Here is a 23,289-nt window from a genome sequence, read left to right as displayed (position 1 = left end):
GTATCAGCCCCCCAACCGCCTCCAACGGCCCTTCAGCGCCCCCGCAACCCCGCGCTGATCACTCGCCCCGTCCGGCGCGCGGTCTCCGCGAGCCGTTCCAAGTGATGGGCCGGATCGGTGAGGACGCACAGGGACGCCACGGGAGTACCGCGCACCCCGAGCAGCGGAACCGCCGCGCAGCACACCCCAGTTACCACTTCCTCCCGGTCGAACGCGGCACCGTGCTCCCGTATCGCCGCCGCGTCCCGCGCCCAGGACGCGGGAAGCGGCCCGAGCAGCGGTGCCGGAGCGGCCGTGGCCACCAGGACCTTGCCCGCCGCGGTGAACCACGGCCAGGTCATCCGGGTCTCCAGCGGACCGGGCTGCCGGGCGTCGTCGGGACACCACTCGACCATCAGCGTCTCGCCCTTCCACAGCACGGCGATCCCCACCGTCGTCCCCGTGAGCTGCGCCAGCCGGCGCATCGGCTCCTTCGCGGCGGCGCGCAGCAGGGGGTGCGGTTGCCACGCGCGCCCCAGGCGGAACATCCGCGGGCCCACCCGGTAACTCCCTCCGCACCGCTCGACCGCGCCCAGGTCCGCCAGTTGTTCCAGCAGGCGGTACGCGGTCGTCTTGGGCAGCCCGCAGTCGGACGCCAGCCTCGTCGGCCCCGCCTCCACGGCCCGCTCCACCGCCTCCAGCAGCGCGAAGGCGCCCTCCAGCACGCTCCTTCCGCCGGCGTTCCCCGTGGCGGCCGGTAAGGTCTCCGGCCGTTGTGCCGGCACCCGTGTCTCAGGTGCCATCACTCCCTGTGTGATCACACGTCTCGCCCCCGTTTGCCTGTTGCGCAGCCGCCAGGCGACGGCCCTGCCGTCGTGCATGGACGGGACGCGGTCGGCGCCCCGTCCGTTCCTCAGCAGATTCGCACGGGTGTGTGACGGGAAACCTTGTCGAAGGCTTGTCGCGCCGCATACATGTTCGTGAAGAAAAGGAGGAGGCTTTGTGCATGGGGAGGCGCACACCATGGTGGACGTGCAGTTGCTCGGGCCGGTGGAACTGTCGGCGGAGGGGCGCGCGGTGGAGGTGGGCCCGCCCCAACGCCGCACCGTGATGGCCGCGTTGGCCGTGGACGTCGGCCGGCCCGTCGCCGTCGACGTGGTCATCGAGCGGGTCTGGGGCCCGCACGCGCCGGACGGCGCGCGCGGCGCGGTGCACGCCCATGTCGCCCGGATCCGGCGGATGTGCGAGCAGGCGGCCGAGACCGCGCGGGAACCCTTATTACTGGTGCGCCGTTCCGGTGGGTACCTCCTGGAGGCCCGCCCTGATCAGGTGGACGTGTACCGCTTCCGGCAGTTGGTCGACCGGGCGCGGGCGGCGGGACCGGCCGACCCCGTGCGGGCGGTGCTGCTGCGCGAGGCACTCGACCTGTGGCGCGGAGAGCCGTTGTCCGGGCTGAACGGGGAGTGGGCGGCCCGGATGCGCGAGGCCTGGCGGCGCCAGCACCAGGACGCCGCCGTCGGCTGGGCCCGCGCGGAGTTGCGCCACGGCGATCCCGCCCCCGTCATCGGCCCGTTGACCGGCCTGCTCGGTGAGTACCCGCTCGCGGAGCCCCTGGCCGAAGCACTGATGCGGGCCCTGCACGAGACCGGCCGCAGCGCGGAGGCCCTGGACTGCTTCGCCGCCGTCCGCAAACGGCTGGCCGAGGAACTGGGCACCGACACGGGACCGGCGCTGCGCCAGCTCCACCAGTCGATCCTGCGCGGCCACCGCTCCGCGTCGACCTCGCGCCCCGAGCCGACGGCGCTGACACCACGGCCCGAGCTGCCCGCCCAACTGCCCATGGCTGTACGAGGGTTCACCGGTCGCGACGGAGAACTGGCCCGCCTCGCCGCGATCCTCGCCTCGGCCGAGGGCGAGTCCGCCGCCGTGGTCATCTCGGCGGTGTCGGGCATGGCGGGCGTGGGGAAGACCGCCCTCGCCGTGCACTGGGCGCGCCGGGTCGAGAGCGCGTTCCCCGACGGGCAGTTGTACGTGAACCTGCGAGGATTCGACCCGCAGGGATCGGTGGTGCAGCCGACCGAGGCGGTACGCGGCTTCCTGGACGCGCTCGGGGTACGGCCGGAGCGGGTGCCCCCTGGGCTGGAGGCCCAAGTCGGCCTGTACCGAAGTTTGTTGACGGGGCGTCGGATGATGGTCGTACTCGACAACGCCCGTGACGAGGAACAGGTCCGCCCGCTGCTGCCGGGCTCGGTCGGCTGCATGGCGCTGGTGACCAGCCGGAACCGGCTGACCGGGCTGGCCGCGACCGAGGGCGCCCATCTCCTCGCCGTGGACCCGCTGACACCGGCCGCCGCACGGGACGTACTGGCGGAGCGGCTCGGCGCGGGCCGGGTCGCCGCAGAACCGGCGGCGGTGGCCGACGTCGTCACCTGGTGCGCGGGACTGCCCCTCGCGCTGGCCGTGGTCTCGGCACGCGCCGCCGCCCAACCGCATCAGCCCCTGGGGACACTCGCCGAGGAACTCCGGGAAGCCGGCGGCCGGTTGGACGCGCTCGACGGGGGCGAGGAGTCCAGCCAGGTACGGGCGGTGTTCTCCTGGTCCTACAGCGCGCTCAGCCCGGCCGCGGCCCGACTGTTCCGCCTGCTGGCCCTGCACCCGGGACCCGACCTGGACCAGCGCGCGGCCGCCGCACTGGCCGGGGTACCGCCCGAACGCGTCCGGGCACTGCTGGCCGAACTGACCGGCGGCCACCTGCTGGTCGAACACGCCCCGGGACGCTACGCCTTCCACGACCTGCTGCGGGTCTACGCCGGGGAACTCGTGACCGCGTACGACGACGAGTGGGAACGCCGGTCGGCGCTCCACCGGATGATGGACCACTATCTGCACTCCGCGCGGGCGGCCGACGTCCTGGTGACTCCGCAGCCCAACCCGGTGGAATCGTCCGCGCCCAGACCCGGCGCGAACCCGGTGCGGTTCGAGGACTACGGCCGGGCACTGACCTGGCTCGTCGCCGAACACCCGGTGCTGCTGGCGCTCGTACGGCAGCAGCGGCCCGGCTTCGACGCCCACGTCTGGCGGCTGGTCACCGTACTGACCACCTTCCTGGACCGGCACGGATACTGGCAGGCGCTGCTCACCGCCGGGCACCGCGCGCTGGCGGCGGCCGAGCGGGAGGGCGACCCGGCCGGCCGGGCGGGCGCCCATCGCGGACTGGGCCTGGCCCTGGACCGGTTGAAGTGCCCGGGACCGGCCCGTGAGCACTATCTGCGGGCCCTCGAACTCTTCGCCGCGGTCGGCAGCGACGCGGGGCAGGCCCGCACCCATCAGCATCTCTCGCGGATGTCGGGGGCCCAGGGCAACGCCGAACTCTCCCTGGAGCACGCCTACCGGAGCCTGGAGCACTATCGGGCCGCGGGCGACCGGGCAGGACAGGCCGCCGCGTTGAACCACATCGGCTGGCGGCAGGCGCACCTCGGCGACCATCTCCGCGCGCTCGCCCACTGCGAGCAGGCCCTCGAACTCGCGCAGGCGGCCGGAGACGTGGACGGACAGGCCCACATCTCCGACAGCCTGGGCTACATCCACCACCAACTGGGCAGCTACCAACAGGCAGTCGACCGCTACCGGCAGGCGGCCCAGCTGTTCCACGCCACGGGGGAGCGCCACAGCGAGGCCGCCTGTCTGATCTGCCTCGGCGACAGCCATCGCAGCGCGGGCCAGTCCGACGCGGCCCACGAGGTGTGGACCCGCGCACTCGCCCTGACCACCGAACTCGGCCTGCCTGACGACGATCCCCTCCGCGCCGGGTTGCGGGAGCGCGTCGGGGACGGCCCGCTGGCGTAGCGGCCGGGGCTGTCAACTCAGGCGCATGGTACGGCCGTTGCGTCCGGTACCCGGGTCTTGACGCGCGGCCTGAGGCGGCGGCTGAGGGCGATGCCCACGGCCGTGCAGGCGCAGGTCAGCCACCAGGTGGAGTGCCAGTCGCCGGTTCGGGTGGCCAGCCACGCGGCGAGCGTGGGGCCGACGAAGCTGCCGGCGTTGAAGAGTTGCTGGATGAGGCCCATGGTCGCGGGAGCGGAACCGCCGACCGGCGTCAGCTCGCCGATCATGCGCAACAACGTCGCCGGTATCGCACCGCCGGTCAGCGAGAAGACCGTGACACACACGAACTGCCAAGCGGTACCCGTCGGGAGGCCGTTCCAGTGGACGGCGAAGGCAAGCACGGAGGTGACGGCCATGAGGACGAACGCGGGGACGATCAGGACACGGGTGGGCAGGCCGCGTCTCATGAGCGCCGCCGTGGCGACCGAGCCGACGGCGTTCGCCGCACCGACCACGGCACTGAGCACGCCCGGCCAACTGCCCGTCATCCCGCCGTCGCGGTAGATCGTGGGCAGGAACCCGACCACCGCCATCCACGGCAGGGTGTAGCAGGCGAACACGAGACCGGCCGTCCAGGGCGCCGGTGCCCGGACGGTACGGCCGATACGGGCGAGAGCGTCCGCCGCGCCGCGCACACCACCCGCGTGGTCACGGGGAACGCGGGCCAGGACCCACGGCAACGGCAGCAGCGCGATCACCGCCATGCCCCACCACCACACCCGCCACGGCATCACCTGGAGCGCCAGCGCGCCGACGATGAGCCCGGCGAAGGTGGAGATGCCCTGGTAGGCGCCCCAGAACCCCATGGCCGTGGTGAACCGGCCGGGCGGGGCGGTACGCCGGATCAGCCCCGGGCCCATCACCGCCACCAGGATGAAACCGGCCCCCTCGACCGCCCGCGACACCAGCAGAGGCCCCGCCGACCACGCGAAGCCGCCGCCCGCCGAACCGAGGAACAACAGGACCAGCCCCGCGCTCAGACAGCGACGCTCACCGATCAACTCGGCCAGCAGCGAGACGGCAAGTCCCCCTAGCATCCCGGCCAGTTGGACGATCCCCAGCAGGGTCCCGGCCTGGACCAGACTCAGCGACAGGTCGTGCCGCAGGAAGGGGAGCGCGGGCGGGACCTTCCACACCTGTAGGCCGGCAGCGACTCCGGCGGCCACGACGACGACCCAGGAGCGACCGGTACCGGTGGGGTGCGAGCTCACGGCCATGGCGGGCGGTCCTTCATCAGGGTGGAGGTGTGAATGGCCCATCAGGTTGACCACACGCCGGGGCATTGGCGCAATACATGCTCTATCTGCTGCGACAGATGCTCAATTGAATGACTTACTGGTGGCAGAATGCGCACCATGATGCTGATGGACCCCTTGGACGCCCGGATCGTCCTGGCCCTTGACGACGACCCGGACGCGACGATCCTCGCCCTGGCCCAGACCCTGGGCGTGGCCCGGAACACCGTTCACGCCAGGCTGCGGAGGATGGCCGCCGACGGAGTGCTCAAACCCGTCAGCCGACGTGTCGACCCCGCCGCCCTCGGATACGGCCTGGTGGCGTTCATGTCGCTCGCGGTGAGCCAGGCCGAGCCCGAGAGCGTCCACGCGGGCCTGCTCGACCTCCCCGAAGTGATCGAGGTCCACTACACCACCGGCGACGCCGATCTCCTCGCGCACGTCGTCGCCCAGGACACCGCGGACCTGCACCGCATCACCAAAGCGATCCTCGCCATCGACGGGGTCGACCGGACCAGCACCGCCATCTCCCTGGCCGAGGTCATCCCCTACCGACCTCGGGCTCTGCTGCATCGCCTGGCGAAGAGTCGCGCTTAGAGATCCAACTCCAGCACCGGGGACTCGCAACGGCTCACGCAGATCATCATCGTGGTGGCGGTGGGGCGTTCGGACGGCTCGATCACCGTGTCGCGGTGGTCCGGGACCCCGGCCGTGACCGGTGTTTCGCAGGTGCCGCAGTAGCCCTCCTCGCAGGAGTACGGCACGTCCGGGAGCTTCTCCCGTACGACGTCCAGTACGGAACGGTCGGCGGGCACGGTCAGCCGCAGACCCGAACGGGTCAGCACCACCTCGAACTCCCCGCTCCCGGAGCCGAGTTGATCCGGGATCGCGTCGTCGGCGGCAGCGGTGAAGCGCTCCAGATGCAGCGACCGCGCCGGGCCGGCCGTGCGGCACAGGTTCGTCACCGCGTCGAGCATCGGTTGCGGGCCGCAGGCGTAGACGGCGTGCGTGGGTGGAGTGGCGGCGAGTTCGGCCGCCAGGTCCGGGAAGCCTGCCTCGTCCTGTGGCACGAGCAGCACGCGGTCCCCGCCCAGCGCCGCCAACTCCTCGGCGTACACGAGCCGGGACCGGTCGCGGGCGCCGAGGACGAGGCGCCAGGGCAGGCCGCGGGCGGTGAGTTCGCGGGCCATCGGCAGCAGCGGGGTGACGCCGATGCCGCCGGCCAGCAGGAGATAGCCCGGTGCGGGCACGAGCGGGAACCTGTTGATCGGCCCGCGTACCTCCAACTCCTTTCCCACCAAGGCGGTTTCGTGGATCTCCCGCGACCCGCCGCGACCCTCGGGCACGCGGTGCACGGCGACGCTCCACGCCTCGGTTTCCGCTGGGTCACCGCACAGCGAGTACGACCGTCGCAGTCCCGAGGGAAGCGTCAGCTCCACGTGCGCGCCCGGTTCCCAGGCGGGCAGGGCGCCGCCGGTGGGGCGGGTCAGGCGGAGTTCCAGCACGTCGTGGGCGACCCAGCGGGCCTGTCGGACCAGGAGCCGCTCGGTCGTCGCGCTGGGGGAGACGAGGTCAGAAGACACGGAAGTACTCCCGCTGTTCCCAGTCGGTCACCTCTTGGCTGAAGCGGGTGATCTCGGCCCGTTTGATGCTCGTGTAGTACGCCACGAAGTCCTTGCCGAGCCGGTCGGCGAGCATGCGGTCGGACTCCAGCGCGTCCAGGGCCTCGCCAAGCGAGCGGGGGAGCGGCTCGGCGCGTGCCGCGTAGGGCTCGTCGGCGGCCGGTCCGGGTTCCAGGTCACCCGCCACGCCCTCCAGTCCGGCGGCGAGTTGGGAGGCGAGGTAGAGATAGGGGTTGGCGGCCGGCTCACCGATCCGGTTCTCCAGTCGGGTGGATGACGGCCCGTCACCCAGTACCCGCACCATCGCCCCACGGTTGTCCCGCCCCCACACAGCGCGGTCCGGAGCCAGTGACAGCGAGCGAAAGCGCTTGAAGCCGTTGAGAGTTGGCGTCGAGAACGCGCTCGTGGCCCGCGCGTGCCGCAGCAGCCCGCCCAGGAAGGCGGTTCCGTACGGCGACAACGGCGGCCCGGACGCGGTGAGTTCGCCGTTCTCCGGCGCGAAGACACCCACGCCGTCCCGCAGCATGCTCTGGTGCAGATGCCAGCCGCTGGAGAACACGCCCGGCAGATGAGGACGGCACATGAAGGTGGCGTGGTGGCCGTGGCGGGCGGCGACCTGCTTGACGGCGCTGCGCAGCAGCACCATCGCGTCGGCCGTGCCCAGACCGTCGGCGGGCTGGAGCGTCAACTCGACCTGGCTCGGGCCGAATTCCACCTCCAGGCTGCGCAACGGCAGTCCCAGGCCCTCGATGTTCGCGCGCAGGATGTCGAGGATGGGGTCGAGTTCGTCGTAGCGCAGCTCGCTGAGGTACTGGTAGCCGTGGTTCAGCATCCCGACCTCGGGCGCGGCACCCGGCTGACCCTGATCGCCAGGGCCCAGACGCGGATCGTCCAGCCGGAAGAGGTGGAACTCCACCTCCAGACCGGTGCGGTACGTCAGTCCGTCGGCCTGGTCGAGGACCGAGCGCAGCAGCCCGCGCGTGCACAGCGGGACCGGCGCGCCGGAGGTGAAGCGCAGGTCGCACAGCAGCCAGCCCGTACCCGGCGACCACGGCAGCATCCGGAAGGTCAGCGGGTCGGGCACCATCACCATGTCGGCGGCGCCGCGCAGTTCGGGCAGCCCGAGCGGCGTCTCCTTGGTGAAGAGAGGGAAGACGGTCCGGCCCGAAGTGTCCTTGGCGAGCAGGGACGAGGCGATGCCGGTGCCGTCGCGCAGCACGTTGGTGAGCTCGCCCATCGTGACGGTCTTGCCGCGCAGGAGACCGTGCTGGTCGGCGAAGACCAGCCGTACGACCGTCATCCCGCCGCTCTCGGCGCGTTCCTGTATCTCCCGTGCGGCGGCGGCCTGTTCGGCGTTCCACAGGCCGTGCCGTTCGATGAATCCCACGCGGCTCAGCCGTCCGTTCCCAGCGGCTGCGCCCAACTGCTGTCGGCGCGCTGCTTGTCGGTGACGGCCGTCCAGTGCTCCAGCCAGCCGTCGGTGGGGCCGATCCCGTCCAGGGCGACCGGTCCGTGCAGTTGTCCGGCCTCCTCGGCGGGCAGCACCAGCGGCGGGTCCTCGCCGCGCTCGACGGCGCTGATGGCCTCGCCGAGCATCCGGCGGTACATCACGATGGCCTTGTCGGAGCGGCCCAGATGCTCGCGGGTACGGTCCTGGACGGAACCCTGCCCCTCCACCGCCCACTGGTCGTGCACGTTGATGTCGAAGCCGAGCCCGGTGTACGTCGTCGTCCGCTGCTCCACCGGGTCGTAGCCGTAGCCGTTCGCGCGGCCGAAGCGCGGCCGGTAGCCGGGCAGGGTGACAGCGCCGACCCGCTGCCGGCGCATCTCGTCCTGGTCCACCGGGCCGCCGACGCTGGTGAACAGGGCATACCAGTAACTGGAGTTGTCGTCGATCGGCACATGCCACTGGGTGATCGCCGTCTCCGCGTCGAGCGGGATGTGGAAGGCGTGCGGGAACACCTGGTGGGTGATGCGGACATGGGTACGGCTGCCGTCCATCGGCAGGCCCTGGGTGTCCGTGCCGTCGAGGGTGCGCCGGGCGGTGAGGCGGATGCCGTACGGGGCGCGGACGGCGTTGATGTCGGGGCGGCCGTACTCGCGCAGGATCTTCGTCATCGGGAGGTCGGTGCCCTGGGAGGCGGCGCGGAACTGTTTGCCGTAGCTGTCGGCGGGGTCCTCGTCCTGGAAGAAGCGGTGGAGGTAGGAGGCGTGGGCGGGGTCGATGCCGACCTCAAGGGCCTGGAGCCAGTTGCAGTCCAGCAGGCCCTTCCAGGCGAAGGCGTGGTCGGCGGGGGCCTGGAAGCAGTCCAGGGCGGGGAGTTCGGGCGGTTCGCCGGGGCCGAGGTAGCCCCAGATGATCCCGTTGATCTCGCGGACCGGATAACTGCCCAGCCGGACGCGGGACTTGAGCGGGCTGTCGACGGGCTCGGCGGGAGTGTCGAGGCACGAGCCGTCGCGGGCGAACAGCCAGCCGTGGAAGCAGCAGCGCAGTCCGCCGTCCTCCAGCCGGCCGAGCGCCAGGTCTGCGCCGCGGTGCGGGCAGCCGCGGTCGACGAGACCGAGTTCGCCCTGCTCGTCGCGGAACAGGACCAGGTCCTGGCCCATCACCTTGGGCGCCACCAGCGGCCGTACGCCCGCGAGTTCCTCGCTGAGGGCGATCGGCTGCCAGTAGCGGCGCATCCACTCGCCGGCCGGGGTGCCGGGCCCGGTCCGGGTGAGCCGTGTGTTCTCTTCCTCGCGCATGGGACGCCTTTCGGGGGAGGGGAGGCGCGGTCAGCCGCAGCAGTGGTCCGGTGCCGAGGGGCTCGGCGTGTGGCAGGAGGTGGGTGCGGGTACGTCCAGGGCAGGGTTGCGGTCGAAGAAGCCGTCCGGCTCCAGGCGCAGCCGGGCCTTGGCCACCGGCATCACCGGCCACTCCTCCGGGCGCGGGAAGTGATGCGAGCCGACCGTCGCCCACAGCACCAGGTCGGTCCCGTCCAACGACCGGTTCTCCTCCTGCCACTTGTGGACGCCGTCCGCGCCGGGCTCGGCCTGATTCGGGTACTCGCCGCCGACGAACCGCCGCTCCGGGTCGTAGGCCGTCGCCCACAACTGCCGCCCCACGAACGGGGCTCGGCGGGCGCAGACACTGTCCTCGCGCACCGGCAGCACCGCCGTGTTCTCCAAGTGCACTCGGTACGCGGTCGGTTCACCCATCCGGTTGCGGGACTCGGTGCTCTCCACCCGCCAGTGCAGCGCGCGGGACGGGTCGGTGCGCCGGGCGCCCTCCGACTCGCTGAGGATCGGCCGCAGCACGGTCCGGGCCGCGTTGCCGTACGGGTCGAGCACCGGGTCGGGCTCGTGCTCGGCGGTGACCTCGACCAGCCGGTTGGGATCGCCGTCCACCGCCATGTCGAGGCGGACGCTGAAGAAGTGCTGGTGATTGGTGACCGCGACGTTCGGCGCGACCCGGCGCGCGTACGGCGTCGCCTCGTCCTCCTCGACGCCGGTGGCGGAGAGGATGCCGGTCATCTTGATCTCCAGCATCACCGAACCGTCCTGGTACAGCGACCAGTAGAAGCCGTAGTCGTAGTTGGCGACGGTGGCGAACGCCGAGATGATCAGCCGGCGCGAACGGCGCACCTCCGTACGGCCCGTGCGGCCGTCGTGGTGCTTCCAGAGGATGCCGTCGTCCTCCTCGTGCACGCAGACGGCGTTGGGGATCAGCCGGGGGACGCCGTCGCCGCCGAGCACCGCCGCGTCGAAGTACTGGATGACGCCGAGGCAATCGCAGCCCAGGGCAAGGGAGTTGGTGAGCGGGCCCGCGCCGTACTCGCCCCAGTCGAAGAAGTTCTTCCGGTACTGGGTGGAGGCGGTGTCGAAGTACGGGACGTACATCTCGTTGACGGCCGCACGCCGGATCACCTGCCGAGGAGCCTTCCCTGCGGCGGCGAAGGCGAGGTCGTGCAGCACGAGCCCCTCGCGATGACTGAAGCCGACCCGGACCGACCACCCCTGCCAGTCGATCCGCTGCCCGGTGACGGTGAAGCTCGGCCCCTCCGGCTGGACCACCTCCAGCGGCTTCAGCCCCGGCCGCTCGTCCACCGTCCCGGCCGCGAACACGCCCGACTCCTCCGACAGCGGGACCACCCCGTGGTCCTCGATGTGCAGGATCTCCATGGACTCCATGTCGATGATCGGCACCACGCCCTGCACCGGACGGGCGTAGCCGTTGTCGTCCTCGGAGGTGCGGTGCCAGACACTGCCCCAGGTCAGCCGGCGGCCCGCGTACTCGGGCGGCTCGAAACCGCCGATCGACTCCGGGTCCACCATCACCAGCGACACGTCATGGATACCGCGTAGCGCCAGCGCCTCCCGGAAACGGGGGTCCGCCCGGCAGGCCGCCGCTGCCTGCCGCGCCTCCTCGGAGGAACAGCCCGGGCTGCGTACGTCCAACTCCCGCCAGGCGGTGGTCTGCGGCTTGTCGCCGAGTTCGAGATCGACCTCGAAGGCGTGGCGTGCGGAGGTGGAGAAGACGACCGCGCGGGCCCGCCGGGTGTCCCCGGGCGCGGCGCGGCGGGCGTGGTCCTCGTCCAGCGCCAGACCCCAGAAGCGCGCGTCGTCGGGGACGCGGGTGTCTGCTCTCAACACCCTTACGGCCGTGGTCAGTTCGGCGACGGTGAGGGGGTCCAGCGGATGGGGTGCGTCGGCCGGTACGGGTTCGGGGGCGAGAGTGCTCACAGCGGGTTTCCTTCCAAGATGGTGCCGCCGTCGGCGCGGGGATCGGAGGCGCCGTCCAGCCGGCCGTCGGCGGACAGTCGTACGGCCTGGGTGTGACCGGCCAGATCCGTACGGCCCGGCGTCACGACCACCGGAACCACCGACGGGAACGCGCCCGCCGGGACGGATCCGGGTTCGGCCAGCAACGTCTGTGTCTCGTGTCCGATGTCGCGGGCGCCGATCACCCAGCGGGGCCGGTCGAGGACGGCGGTCGGATCGGCGGCCGGGTCCATCAGCTCGGGCACGGTCTGGGCGAGGATCTGCGGCTGCGCCCGGCCGCCCTGGCAACCGGCCGCGAGCAGCAGCTCGGCGGACCGGCCGAGCACGGGACACAGGGTGTGCGGGGGCCGCAGCCCGGGGCCGATGAGGGCCGGATGGCCGGGCAGCAGGCTGAACGCCGAACCCCGGTTGTGCAGCACGATGCCCGTCTCCGGGTCGCAGATGCCGGAGCCGAAGGTCTGGTAGACGCTCTGGATCAGGGAGACGGCCAGCCCGGAGGCGTCCACGGCGGTGATCGCGACGGTGTCGCCGGCGGGCCGGAAGGACGGCTCGGGCGGTCGCGCACCGGCGAGCGGAGCCGGGCGCAGCAGTCCGTCAAGGTCGACGGGCGAGGGGCCGAGCGGGTCACCCAGCAGCAAGTCCCGTGCTGCCGAGGCGTCTTGGCAGCGGGCGGCCAGCACACCGGTGCGCTCCGGCTCGGGCAGCTTCGCCGCCGACGCGGCGGTCTCCAGTACGGCCAGCAGACTCGCCCCCTGACTCGGCGGCGGCGCGGTCCACCAACGAGTTCCGGCCACGTCCAGCGTCAACGGCTCGCTGTCCTCCGCCTGATGGGCGGCGAGATCGCTCACGGTGAGCGGACTTCCGGCCCGGCGCAGCCCGTCCGCCAACGCGTCGGCGACCGAGCCCCGGTAGAAGGACGACGGATCGTCGGCCAGCGTCCGCAGTACGGCGGCCAGTTGGGGCTGGGAGAGCGGATCGCCCTCGACGAGCGGTACGCCGGCGGGGCCGGTCAGCAGTGCGGTGAGCCCGTGGTCCGCGGCGATCTGCGGGGCCCGTTCCCGCATGGCGCGCGCCAGACCCGCCGACACGGTGGCCCCGCCCTCGGCCAGTTCGGCGGCGTCCCGCAGCGCGGCAGCAAGGGCGCCGGGCGTGCCGTGGGCGTCGGCGAGCGCGGTCCAGCCCGCCACCACACCGGGCACGGTCACCGTCTGCGGCCCCTGCGCGGGCATCCGCCGGTCGGCGGCGCGCAGCGCTTCGACGTCTACGGCCTGTGCGGCGGCCCCCGCCGAGACCACCGCGCGCACCGAGCCGCCGGGGGCGTGCACGAGGGCGATCAAGTCGCCGCCCAGGGAACACTGGTGGGGGTAGACGACGGTGAGCGCGGCGGCCGCCGCCAGTGCCGCGTCCACGGCGTTGCCGCCTCGCTCGGCCGCGCGGCGGGCCGCCGTCAGCGCCGCCGGGTGCGGTGCGGCCAGGATCAGCGGGGGGACCAGCGGGGAGGCGGCTGTCATGCGGCGTCCCTCGGGAGGAGCACGGTGCGGGAGGGGGCGGCTTCGGCGCCCTGGAGGGGCAGGGGGAGCGAGAGCATGTCGTAGACACCGGCCGGTGTGTGGAGGAGGTCCACGACCTCCAGGATCAACACCTCGGCGGCGCACAGGAGTTGATGGGTCTCCCAATGGGTGGTGTAGGCGACCGCCTCGATGCTCAGATAGTCGATGCCCGCGGTGCGCACCCCGGCCTCGATGAGGCGTTCCGCTCCGTCGGGGGCCAGTCCGACCCACTCCCGGGCCTTCCACGGGCTGCGCAGCACGCCCTCGGAGTTGCTGGTGCGCAGTAGTACGCGTTCCTCGGTGCCGAGGCCGGCCGCGTCGAGGTCGGCGGCGGTTATCTGCTCCTTGACGTGGGTGAGGTCCAGGACCCGCGCGGTTCCGTTGAGGGCGGTCAGGTCGAGCCGGTCGACCGTCTTGCCGCCGTCGATGAAGTGGGCCGGAGCGTCGATGTGGGTGCCGGTGTGGGCGCCGATGCGCCAGCGACTCACATTGGAGGGATCGCCGGCGGTACGCGACTCGACGATCTCCACCTCGGGGCGGCGGCCCCAGTGCAGCATGCCGGGATGGATGGGAACGGACACGTCGATCGCCTTCGCGAAGTCCAGATTCATGCGGCCCTCTTATTGGATGCGGATATCATGGAAGTGGATCCAAAAACGAGCGGCTGTGGACGCCCTCGGCCGCGTGGGAAACTGCTCCACCACCGCGCACTCCCCGACCGCCCCCGAGAAGGGTTTGACCGACTCCGATGACGCCCCAGACTGACGAGAGTCCCCTCGTCGACGACATCGCGGCCCGCATCCGCGCGCGGATCATGAACGGCGAGCTGGCGATCGGCAAACCGCTGCGCCAGGCGGCGCTGGCCACCGAGTTCGGGGTCAGCCGTACGCCGGTGCGCGAGGCGTTGCGCCAGCTGCAGAACGGCGGGCTGATCGAGATGCAGCCGAACCGCGGAGCCGTGGTCCGGGTGCCCGCCCCTTGGGAGGTGCGCCAGGCCTACGAGGTGCGGGCCGAGCTGGAGGGAATGGCCGCCCGGCGCGCCGCTTCCCGGATCACCGAACGCGGGCTCGCCGCGCTGCGCGAGCACAACGCCGTCCTGTGCGAGGCGGTGGCACGCGCCGAGGGTGAGGTGAGGGGCGCGGGCGGACTCACCACCACGGCGGCCAACGACTGTTTCCACACGGTCATCTGCGAGGCGGCCGACAACCCGTGGCTGACGCGGATGATCGACCGGATCAACGAGAGCTTCCCGCGCAACGTCTCTTCGCTCGCTCTCGCCGGCGACGAGCGCCACCGTCACCTGAACATCCGTCAGCATGAGGCGGTGATCGACGCGTTGGCCGCGCACGACGCCGACAGTGCCGACGCGTTGATGCGCGAGCACGTCATCACTTCCGGTGAGCATCTGACGGCCTGGTACGAGCGCCGTTCGCAGACCGTCTTCCACGGCTGAGCAGCGGGTCCGCTGTGACCCGGTGCGGCCCTTCACGGGGTACCACCGGGAAACAGCCGGGCCGGGGAGAGGAAGTCCAGGTCCGGGCGGGCGATCCCGCACACGAGGTCGGCCAGTGCCTCGCCGATCGCCGGTCCGAACTTGAATCCGTGCCCCGAACACGCCGACGCGACCACCACCTGCGGTACGCCCGGCACTTCGCCGACGATGAAACGCCGGTCGGCGGTCATCGTGTAGAGACACGTCAGGCTCTCGGTCACGGGCCCGGCACCGGGCAGCACCTGGGCCACCGCCTCGGCGAGCAGGGCGAGTTCCTCGTCGGTCGCTTCGGGGCGGGGCGCCTGCGGGTCCCAGGGCGGTCCGCTGTCCAGCCCCGCCTTGAGCCCACGGCCGTCGGCCGCGGGGAACCCGTACAGCAGGCCCTGCGGCAGATCGACGGAGAAGCTGCCGAGGCCGGACGGCCCGAGCGGCCCCGCCGGGTCGGCGGCGAAGTAGGCGTTGACGATACGAGTGACCGTCAGATGCGGTGCCAGGGCCGGGACATGGGCCGCCGTCCAGGGGCCGGTGCACAGCACGAGACGGCGGGTGCGCAGGACGGCCTTGCCGGTGCGGACCACGACCTCGTCGCCGTCCGGTTCCCAGCCGAAGACGGGAGCGTGGTCGTGGAGGTGCGCGCCCGACCGTTCGGCGAGGGTCAGTTGGGCGCGCAGCGTCTCCTGCGCGTCGATGATGCCGGCGCGCGGGTCGTGTACCGCCGTGAAGCCGGGGGGCAGTTGCAGTCCCGGGAAGATCCGTGCCGCTTCCTCGCCGTCGACCTGCCGGCAACCGGGGCCGCGCAGGGGATCGGGGCGGTCCTTCGGCGCCGCGTACAACCCGCCGGTGATGTCGAGCAGTTGGGTCTTGGAAGCGCCCTCCAACTCCGTCCAGGCCCGGTAGGCGGTGTCGACCAGAGCGTCCCAGTCGGGGTGGGGGTAGGCGCGGCGGATCATCCGGGTCGCGCCGTGCGAGGAACCCAAGTCGTGGTGCAGGCCGTACTGTTCGAGCCCGAGGACGTCGAGGCCGCGTGCGGCCAGGTGACGTAGGGCGGCGCTGCCGTGCACGCCGAGGCCGACGACGATCGCGTCGTGGCAGTGGTGAGAGGTGTGCTGGACCGGTGGGGTCGCCGGTGAGGGTGTGGGTGGTGCGGGATCGACCTCCGGCTCGGCGTTGCCCCGTCGTGTGTCTCCCGTTTCCCGTTGACCCGCAGCCGACGCCGTATCGCGTCCCTTCAGACAGACGATCTCCCGCACCGCCTCGACCAACGCGTCCAGATCGTCCTCGTCGTTGTAGACGTGGACGGACGCCCGGACCACCTTGGTCAGGCCCCGGTGATCCATGTCCCAGCGGCCGTGGCCCGCCGGTACCGCGATCAAGTGGACGCGGCGGTAGTCGAGTTGGCGTTGCACCTCGGAGGCGTCCATCCCGTCGACCACGAAGGTGACGATGGCGCCGCCCGCGGCCGGTGGGTCGGTGACGTGGACGCCCGGCAGTGCGGCGAGGCGTTCGCGCAGTGAGGCGGCGAGGGTGGCCAGGTGCTGGGCGACGGTGTCGACGCCGAGTGTCGCGAGGTCGGTCAGGGCGGCGCCGAGGCCGAGGCGCAACGCGTGGGCGGCTTCCCAGAGTTCGAAGCGCTTGGCGTCCGGGACCAGTTCCCAACTGCGCTCGGCGGTCCAGCGGGCGCCTCGGACGTCGGGTGCCTCGGGGGCGAGCCGGTCGAGGAGCGGGCGGCGGACCGCGAGCAGGCCGGTGCCGCGTGGGCCGCGCAGGAACTTGCGGCCGGTTCCGATGAGCAGGTCGCAGCCGATGGCACCCATGTCCACCGGCAGTTGGCCGAGCGACTGGGTCGCGTCCAGCAGGAAGGGGACTCCATGGGCGCCGGCCAACGCGCCGATCGCGGCGGCGGGTTCGACCAGACCGGAGGAGGTCGGCACATGCGCCGCCGTCACCAGCGCGGCGGGTCCCGCGCGCAGTGCCGCCTCCAACGCCTCCAGGTCCACCGCTCCGTCAGGGCCGTTGGGCAGCAGCTCGACCAGGACACCGTGGTCGCGTTCGACGGACAGCAGGTGCAGCGCGCTGCTGACGTAACTGGAGCGGGCCGCCAACACCCGGTCGCCGGGGCGCAGTCGGAGCGCCGACACAGCCCGCTGCCAGCCGGCCGTCGCGCTCTCGACGAGGGCGACCTCCTCCAGCCCGGCGCCGAGGAGCTCGGCGGTACGCGCGTAGACGGCCTCCAGAGCGGGAGCCGCGTGCTTGGCGGCCTCGTAGCCGCCGGACAGGCTCTCCGCGCGCAGGTGGTCGATGACCGCCTCGACGGTGCCGTTGGCGAGCAGCGCCGCACCGGCCGAGTTGAAGTGGTGGCCGGTGAACGAGCCCGGCGTACGGGCGCGTTCGGACGCGACGTTCAGGGTGCGCGGGGGCGCTGGGTTCGGGGGCGAGGCGGCCGTTCCGGCCGTCACGGGCGCGCTCACAGGGCGATCGTCACGCTCTTGAGCTCGGTGAACCCGTCGACGGCGGCGTCGCCGAGGTCCCTGCCGAGGCCTGACTGCTTCATCCCGCCGAAGGCCACGGCGGGGTCGAACTCGTTGTACGTGTTGACCCACACGGTCCCGGCCTCCAGCGCGGCGGCCGTGCGATGGGCGCGGGCCAGACTGCCGGTCCACACACCGGCGGCGAGTCCGTACTCACTGTCGTTGGCCAGCGCGATCGCCTCCTCCTCGCTGTCGAAGGGCAGGACCGCGGCGACCGGACCGAAGATCTCCTCCCGGGCGATCCGCATGTCGGGGCTGACGTCCGTGAACACCGTCGGCGGCACGAACCACCCCGGCCCGGGCAGCGGTTCACCACCCACGGCCACCTCGGCACCCTCGGCGCGGCCCAGTTCGACATAGCCGGTGACGCGGTCGTACTGCTCCTGCGACACCAGCGGACCGATGTTGACACCGCCCGACAGCCCCGGGCCGATCCGCAGCGCCTCCACGGCCGGGACCAGCCGGTCCAGGAACTCCTTGACGACCGTTCGCTCCACCAGCAGCCTGCTGCCCGCCGTGCACATCTGCCCGGAGTGCCCGAACACCGCGCGCACGGCGTTCGGTACGGCGCTGTCGAGATCGGCGTCGGCGAAGACGATGTTGGGTGACTTGCCGCCCAGTTCGAGCGTGAGGCGCTTGAGCGACGGTGCAGCCGCGGCCATGATGTGCCGCCCGACCTCGGTGGACCCGGTGAAGGACACCTTGGCGACACCGGGATGGGCGACCAGTTCCGCACCCGTACGCCCGTCGCCCGTAAGGACGTTGACGACGCCCTCGGGGACGCCCGCCTCCAGACAGAGCGCGGCCAGCCGCAGCGCGGTGAGCGGGGTCTGCTCGGCCGGCTTGACGACGACCGTGCAGCCCGCCGCCAGGGCCGGGGCGAGCTTCCAGGCCGCGATCATGAAGGGGAAGTTCCACGGCAGTACGGCGGCCACCACGCCGACCGGTTCGCGGACGCTGTAGACGTGCCGGTCGGGGCCGGCCGCGTGCACGGTGCCCTCCAGCCGGGTCGGGGTGCCCGCGAAGTGGCGGATGGCCTGAAGGCCCAACTCCACGTCGCCCCGGGCACGTTCGATGGCCTTGCCGTTGTCCAGGGTGTCCAGCACCGCCAGTTGCTCGGCGTCGCGCTCCACCAGATCGGCGAGGCGCAGCAGGACGTCACGGCGCCGCCGGGGTGGCAGCCCGCGCCAACGGCGGTCCCGGTGGGCGGTGTTGGCTGCCTCGACCGCCGCCGACACCTCGGCGGAGCCCGCCTGGACGACGGTGGTGAGCTGCTGCTGGGTGGCGGGGTCGAGCACCGGGACGCGTCCCGTCGCCGTGCCGGTGGTCCACTCGCCGCCGATGAGCATGGGCTCGCAGTCCGGCAGGTGGGGGATCACGATGCTGGGGTCCACGGTGTTCTCCTTCACGCCTGGCGTCCGGGACGGTGAGTGGGGTCGGGCCACGGTTCGCGTACCGCCGTGGACACCGCCCGGGCGGTGGTCAGGACGCAGCGGTCGAACTCCGCCTCGCCGTGCTGGGAGTTGGCGTCGGTGACGTCCCTGCCCCAGACGCCGGTCTCGCTGACCTGGTCCATGCGGTAGTCCCAGAACGAGTCGACGTCGACGTGGGAGGTGGCCCGCTCCATCCGGACCAGCTCGGGCGCGAGGTGCAGCATCACGGACGTCTCGAAGAAGTTGGCGTGCATCAACGCCCGGCCGTAGGTGACGTGTCCGTCGACCTCGGGACCCGGGTACATCGTCACGTACCCCAACGCCCGCACCCGTGCGTCCCGGTGACGGACCCTCAGTTTCTCGGCCGACACGTCGAGCGCGCCGTTGTTCCAGATGTGCCCGTTGAGCAGCACGAACTGCCGTACTCCAGAGGTGTACAGGGAGTCGATGACGTCCTCGACGACGGCGATCATCGTCTCCGGCCGCAGGGCAACCGTCCCCGCGAAGTCGCCGTGCGACGCGGACACGCCGAAGCTCAGGGGCGGGACGACGGGCACGCCGGTCAGGGCGGAGACGCCGAGGGCGACCGCTTCGCAGATCCGGGTGTCCACGGCGAGGGGGAGATGGGGGCCGTGCTGCTCGGTGGCGCCGACGGGGATGATGACGGCGTCCTGGGCAGCGGCCGTGGACCCGGCCTCCGACCAGGTCAGCTCCTCCCACAGCACCGGCGTTCCGGACCCGCCCAACCGCGCGGCGAGTTCGGGGACATCGAGCCCTGTGGGGATCGTTCGTCCGGACGGACCGGTGACGAAGACGGACGACATGGCTCTCCTCTCCTCGGGACCGATGGCGTTCGTCATCGGCACAGGCTCTTCTCGGGATCGACGGCGCTCACCATCGGCGTCGGCTCTTCTCGGGCAGCAGGTCCAGGGCACGCAACGGGACGGGCTCGTCCCCGTCGACCGTGGTGACCCACACGGTGGCGTCCGGGCAGTAGTCGCTGATGAGCTCACGGCACACCCCGCACGGCGCGATGATCCGGAACCACCCCGCCGGCTTGATCTGCACCGACACCACCGACGTGATGTTCAACTCCGCCCCGGCGGGCAGGGCGCCCCGGGCGGTACCCATGGCCACCCCCTCGGCACAGATCGAACTGCGCCGGCAGGAACCCTCCACATGGACCCCGGTGTGCACCCGGCCGTCGGCGGTGCGCAGCGCGGTCGCGACCTCGTGGCGGCCCGACCGCCACACCTTGGCCAGCAAGTGCTGCGCGGTGGCGAGGAGTTCGACGTCGTCCTCGTCCATCGACGGCGGTACGGTCACGGGTCGCGCGCCCACGGCACTCATACCGTCAGCCCCAGCAGCCGCGCCATGTTGCCACCCTCGACGAGTGCCCGGTCCTTCTCGTCCTCGACCGCCTTGGCGATCTTCATGCGCTCCAGGTCGAAGTCCGACCCCGGCCACTCACTGCCCATGAGGATCTTCTCGGGTCCCAGTCGTGCGTAGGCGCGCTTGACGTCGCTCATCAGCGTCGCCGACGTCTCCAGGTACACGTGCGGCTGCCGTTCGGCCACGATGATCGCCTCCGGCACGTTCCACACCGCTCCCATGTGCGCGATGATCGTGGGGACTTGGGGGTGGTCCCGGGCGATCTCCTCGATGGCCAGGGGTGCGCAGAACGCGTCGTCGAGCGCGTTGATCAGCACCAGCAGCCCCCGCCGTGCACACGCCTCGAACACCGGGTCCAGCAGGCCGTGGTCGGCGACGTGGTAGCCGTGCAGGCTCGGGTGCAGTTTCAGACCGACCAGGCCCGCGTCGGCCATCCGGTCGATCTCGTCGAGCGCGTCGTCGGCCTGCGGCAGCACCTGCCCGAAGCCGAAGAACCGGTCCGGGTACGAGGCCACCAGCGAGGCGATGAAGTCGTTCTCGATGCGCTGCGCGAGCGAGCACACCATCGCCATGTCCACCCCGGCCGCGTCCATCCGGTCGAGGATGCGGCGCGGCTCGAAGGGCTTGTACGGCGGCGGGGCCTGGCCCTTGCGGGCGCCGGTGAGGTAGTCGGAACGGCCGCGGACGTCCTGAGTGGTGTTGTACGCGTCGATGATCAAAGCGGTTCGTCCTTACTCGCTACTCGCGACGTGCTGCTCGCTGGAGACCAGGGGCAGATGGCAGCGCACACTGCGGCCCGGCGCGATCTCGCGCAGTTCGGGCGCGCTGGTGCGGCATCGCTCCGTGGCGATCGGGCACCGGGTGCGGAACAGACAGCCCTCGGGCGGATTGGCCGGATCGGGCAACTCGCCCTCCAGCACCTGCTGTTCGCGGGCCTCTCCGGGCCGTAGTACGGGAACGGAGGAGAGCAGCGCCCGGCTGTAGGGATGCGCGGGGGCGTCGAAGAAGGCGTCGCGGGAGGCGACTTCGATGATCTGGCCGAGGTACATGACCGCGATCCGGTCGGCGATGTGCCGTACGACGCCCAGGTCGTGCGAGATGAACAGCATCGTCAGGCCCCGGTCGCGGACCAGGTCCGACAGCAGGTTCAGCACCTGGGCCTGGATCGACACGTCCAGCGCGGAGACGGCCTCGTCGGCCACCACGAACTGCGGAGACGAGGCCAACGCCCTTGCTATGCCGATGCGCTGGCGCTGACCGCCGGAGAACTCGTGCGGCCTGCGCCCGCCGGCCTCGGCGCCGAGACCGACCAGGTCGAGCAGGTCGGCCACCGCCTTCGCGGCCTCGGCCCGGGTGGCGCCGCGCGCCCGCAGCAGCGGCTCGGCGACAATGTCGGCGATCCTGCGGCGCGGGTTCAGCGAACCGAACGGGTCCTGGAAGACCATCTGCAACTCGGCCCGGGTACGGCGCAGTTGGCGACCGCGCAGCCGGGTGAGGTCGGTGCCGTCGAACTCGATGCGGCCCGAGGCGGGTTCGATGACGCGCAACAGGGCGCGGCCGAGCGTGGACTTGCCGCACCCCGACTCGCCGACCAGACCGAGGGTCTCGCCCTGGAGGATGTCGAGGTCGACGTCCCGCAGCGCCCTGACCCGGCCACCCGCCCGGCCCGGGTACTCGACCCGCAACTCGCGGGCCTGGATGAGCGCGGCGGTCATGCGATGCCTCCCTGGGAGCGGGCCGTGGCACGGGCGGGGGAGGGCAGCACACAGGCGTCGAGATGCCCGTCGTCGCCGTGCCGCTGTCGCAGCACAGGGCGCTCGGAACACGCGTCGTGGACGAACGGGCACCGGGGAGCGAACGCGCACCCGGACGGCCGGTCCACCCCGGTCAGCGGACTGCCCGCGATGGTCGGCAGCCGTCGTACGACAGGACCGTCGATCGGTGGCACCGAGCCCAACAGGCCCATCGTGTAAGGGTGTTGGGGGTGGAACAGCACCTCCTCGCGCAGCCCCTGCTCCACGATCCGGCCCGCGTACATCACCGCCACCCGGTCGGCGACCTCGGCGACGACACCCAGGTCATGGGTGATCAGCAGGACGGAGGTGCCGTGGTCGCGCTGGACGCGTTTGAGTACGGCGAGCACCTGGGCCTGGATGGTGACGTCCAGGGCGGTGGTCGGCTCGTCGGCGATCAGTACCGACGGATCATTGGCCAGGCCCATCGCGATCATCACGCGTTGCCGCATGCCCCCGGAGAGCTGGTGCGGGTAGGCCCGTGCCGTGCGGTCCGGGCCGGCGATGCCGACCTCGCCGAACAACTCCACTGCCCGGCCCATCGCCTGACCCCGCGTCACATCGCGGTGGGCGCGGATCATCTCGGAGACCTGGGCGCCGGCCCGGTGCAGCGGGTTGAGCGCGGCCAGCGCGTCCTGGAAGACGACCGTGATGTCCTTGCCGCGCACACCGCGCAGCTCCCGCTCCGACGCGGCCACCAGGTCACGGCCCTTGAAGGTCGCCGCACCGCTGATGTGGGTGTGCGGACCGCGGTTCAGGCCGACCAGGCTCATCGACAGGGCGGACTTCCCCGACCCCGACTCGCCCACCAGCGCGAGGACTTCACCCTGGCGGAGGGTCAGGTCCACTCCGTCCACGGCGGGCAGCCGGCCGCCAGGAACGTCGAACTGGACGCGCAGGTCCCGGACTTCGAGCACGGGCGCGGACGTCATGAGCCGTCGCCCACGGCCACGGCCGCCGTGTGGATCAGGTCGGCCACGCGCTCCGGCCATACGAGGGTCGTGTAGTGGCTGCCCGGCACGTGCTCGACGGTGGCCTTCATGCGGGCCGCCATGTCGTTCTGGATCTCCGGGCGCAGCGTGCGGTCGTCGTCCGCGACCAGGTACCAACTGGGCAGTGTGCGCCAGGCCGGTGAGCCCGTCAGCTGGGTGAAGATGAGGTTCTCCGCCTTGCGCCCCTCCGCCTCCACCACGGCCCGTTGCTCCGGCGAGAGATCGGGACCTATCTCCGCCCAGAACGCCTCGCTCGTCTCGGACTTCCACTCACCGTTCGGGCCGCGGCGCATGTACTTGGAGATCTCGGCCTCCTCGTACCGTTCGACGATCCCGTTGACCGTCTCGCCCTCGTCCGGGCCGAACGCGGCTATGTAGACAAGTCCCTTGACCCGCGGATCGCGGCCCACGTTGCTGATGACCGCGCCGCCGTAGGAGTGCCCGGCCAGCAGCACCGGGCCCGTCGTCTCCTTCAGCACGGCCGCCGTATTGGCGACGTCGTCCTCCAGCGAGGTCATCGGGTTGGTGACGGTGAACAGCCGGTGGCCGTGCGCGGCCAGCAGGGGCTGGACCGCAGACCAGGTCGTCGGCCGTCCGCCGGCGCCGTGGACCAGCACGATGTCCATG

At 71.9% G+C, this 23,289-nt stretch carries 19 protein-coding genes; 3 read left to right on the top strand and 16 right to left on the bottom strand.

Annotation, left to right across the window (positions count from 1 at the left end; all coding sequences use genetic code 11):
- Positions 1 to 32: 32 nt before the first annotated feature.
- Complete coding sequence (locus tag OG714_RS03315) at positions 33 to 782, bottom strand: IclR family transcriptional regulator (RefSeq protein ID WP_406118386.1); 750 nt, start codon at positions 780 to 782, stop codon at positions 33 to 35.
- A gap of 199 nt (positions 783 to 981) precedes the next feature.
- Here OG714_RS03315 and OG714_RS03310 point away from each other — a divergent pair, with 199 nt between their 5' ends.
- Positions 982 to 3,825: an AfsR/SARP family transcriptional regulator gene (locus tag OG714_RS03310; RefSeq protein ID WP_406118384.1), complete on the top strand. Its 2,844-nt coding sequence runs from the start codon at positions 982 to 984 to the stop codon at positions 3,823 to 3,825.
- A gap of 17 nt (positions 3,826 to 3,842) precedes the next feature.
- On the opposite strand, the gene OG714_RS03305 is transcribed toward OG714_RS03310, so the two are convergent.
- Complete coding sequence (locus OG714_RS03305; protein WP_406118383.1) at positions 3,843 to 5,081, bottom strand: CynX/NimT family MFS transporter; 1,239 nt, start codon at positions 5,079 to 5,081, stop codon at positions 3,843 to 3,845.
- 147 nt (positions 5,082 to 5,228) lie between these two features.
- Between OG714_RS03305 and OG714_RS03300 the strand changes: the two genes are divergently transcribed.
- Positions 5,229 to 5,696, top strand: a complete 468-nt coding sequence (locus tag OG714_RS03300) for an Lrp/AsnC family transcriptional regulator (RefSeq protein WP_406118382.1) — start codon at positions 5,229 to 5,231, stop codon at positions 5,694 to 5,696.
- On the opposite strand, the gene OG714_RS03295 is transcribed toward OG714_RS03300, so the two are convergent.
- From OG714_RS03295 to OG714_RS03270, 6 genes are read right to left on the bottom strand one after another with little or no spacing between them, the layout of a single operon-like run.
- Positions 5,693 to 6,682 carry a PDR/VanB family oxidoreductase gene (locus tag OG714_RS03295; protein ID WP_406118381.1) on the bottom strand — a complete coding sequence of 330 codons (990 nt, stop codon included), beginning with the start codon at positions 6,680 to 6,682 and terminating at the stop codon, positions 5,693 to 5,695. The two genes, OG714_RS03300 and OG714_RS03295, sit on opposite strands and share 4 nt — an antisense overlap.
- A complete protein-coding gene (locus tag OG714_RS03290; RefSeq protein ID WP_406118380.1) occupies positions 6,672 to 8,108 on the bottom strand; it encodes a glutamine synthetase family protein in 1,437 nt (478 codons plus the stop codon). The genes OG714_RS03295 and OG714_RS03290 overlap by 11 nt, the downstream gene beginning before the upstream one ends.
- Before the next feature lie 5 nt (positions 8,109 to 8,113).
- A complete protein-coding gene (locus OG714_RS03285) occupies positions 8,114 to 9,466 on the bottom strand; it encodes a Rieske 2Fe-2S domain-containing protein (protein WP_406118379.1) in 1,353 nt (450 codons plus the stop codon).
- Positions 9,467 to 9,496: 30 nt separating this feature from the next.
- The gene (locus OG714_RS03280) at positions 9,497 to 11,443 is read right to left on the bottom strand and encodes a primary-amine oxidase (protein WP_406118378.1); all 1,947 of its coding nucleotides are present in this window, start codon (positions 11,441 to 11,443) and stop codon (positions 9,497 to 9,499) included.
- Positions 11,440 to 12,993, bottom strand: a complete 1,554-nt coding sequence (locus OG714_RS03275; protein WP_406118377.1) for a gamma-glutamyltransferase — start codon at positions 12,991 to 12,993, stop codon at positions 11,440 to 11,442. The genes OG714_RS03280 and OG714_RS03275 overlap by 4 nt, the downstream gene beginning before the upstream one ends.
- Entirely contained in the window at positions 12,990 to 13,643 is a 654-nt protein-coding gene (locus OG714_RS03270) for a cyclase family protein (protein ID WP_398999877.1), read from the bottom strand. The genes OG714_RS03275 and OG714_RS03270 overlap by 4 nt, the downstream gene beginning before the upstream one ends.
- A gap of 137 nt (positions 13,644 to 13,780) precedes the next feature.
- On the opposite strand from OG714_RS03270, the gene OG714_RS03265 reads away from it, so the two are divergent.
- A complete protein-coding gene (locus OG714_RS03265) occupies positions 13,781 to 14,485 on the top strand; it encodes a GntR family transcriptional regulator (RefSeq protein ID WP_406118376.1) in 705 nt (234 codons plus the stop codon).
- A gap of 32 nt (positions 14,486 to 14,517) precedes the next feature.
- Here OG714_RS03265 and solA read toward each other — a convergent pair whose 3' ends face one another.
- Genes solA through OG714_RS03225 form a run of 8 tightly spaced genes read right to left on the bottom strand, consistent with a single transcriptional unit; the run spans position 14,518 to position 23,288 of the window.
- Complete coding sequence (solA, locus tag OG714_RS03260; protein ID WP_406118375.1) at positions 14,518 to 16,992, bottom strand: N-methyl-L-tryptophan oxidase; 2,475 nt, start codon at positions 16,990 to 16,992, stop codon at positions 14,518 to 14,520.
- Entirely contained in the window at positions 16,989 to 18,446 is a 1,458-nt protein-coding gene (locus tag OG714_RS03255; RefSeq protein ID WP_406118374.1) for an aldehyde dehydrogenase family protein, read from the bottom strand. The genes solA and OG714_RS03255 overlap by 4 nt, the downstream gene beginning before the upstream one ends.
- An 11-nt stretch (positions 18,447 to 18,457) precedes the next feature.
- Complete coding sequence (locus OG714_RS03250; protein ID WP_406118373.1) at positions 18,458 to 19,345, bottom strand: creatininase family protein; 888 nt, start codon at positions 19,343 to 19,345, stop codon at positions 18,458 to 18,460.
- A 31-nt stretch (positions 19,346 to 19,376) separates the two neighbouring features.
- Positions 19,377 to 19,835 carry a cytidine deaminase gene (locus OG714_RS03245; protein WP_406118372.1) on the bottom strand — a complete coding sequence of 153 codons (459 nt, stop codon included), beginning with the start codon at positions 19,833 to 19,835 and terminating at the stop codon, positions 19,377 to 19,379.
- Entirely contained in the window at positions 19,832 to 20,596 is a 765-nt protein-coding gene (locus OG714_RS03240; protein ID WP_403589115.1) for an amidohydrolase family protein, read from the bottom strand. The genes OG714_RS03245 and OG714_RS03240 overlap by 4 nt, the downstream gene beginning before the upstream one ends.
- Positions 20,597 to 20,608: 12 nt before the next feature.
- Positions 20,609 to 21,592: an ABC transporter ATP-binding protein gene (locus tag OG714_RS03235; protein ID WP_406118370.1), complete on the bottom strand. Its 984-nt coding sequence runs from the start codon at positions 21,590 to 21,592 to the stop codon at positions 20,609 to 20,611.
- Positions 21,589 to 22,602, bottom strand: coding sequence for an ABC transporter ATP-binding protein (locus OG714_RS03230; RefSeq protein WP_406118369.1), 1,014 nt, complete (start codon positions 22,600 to 22,602; stop codon positions 21,589 to 21,591). The genes OG714_RS03235 and OG714_RS03230 overlap by 4 nt, the downstream gene beginning before the upstream one ends.
- Positions 22,599 to 23,288 (bottom strand): alpha/beta hydrolase, encoded by a 690-nt coding sequence (locus OG714_RS03225; RefSeq protein WP_406118368.1) that lies wholly within the window; start codon positions 23,286 to 23,288, stop codon positions 22,599 to 22,601. Before OG714_RS03225 ends, OG714_RS03230 begins: the two co-directional genes overlap by 4 nt.
- Position 23,289 lies beyond the last annotated feature (1 nt).

It is taken from the genome of Streptomyces sp. NBC_00989 (assembly GCF_045162655.1).
In the GTDB taxonomy this organism is placed as follows: domain Bacteria; phylum Actinomycetota; class Actinomycetes; order Streptomycetales; family Streptomycetaceae; genus Streptomyces.
Note: the sequence above shows the minus strand (reverse complement) of the source record. Positions and strands in the feature narration are given on the sequence as shown.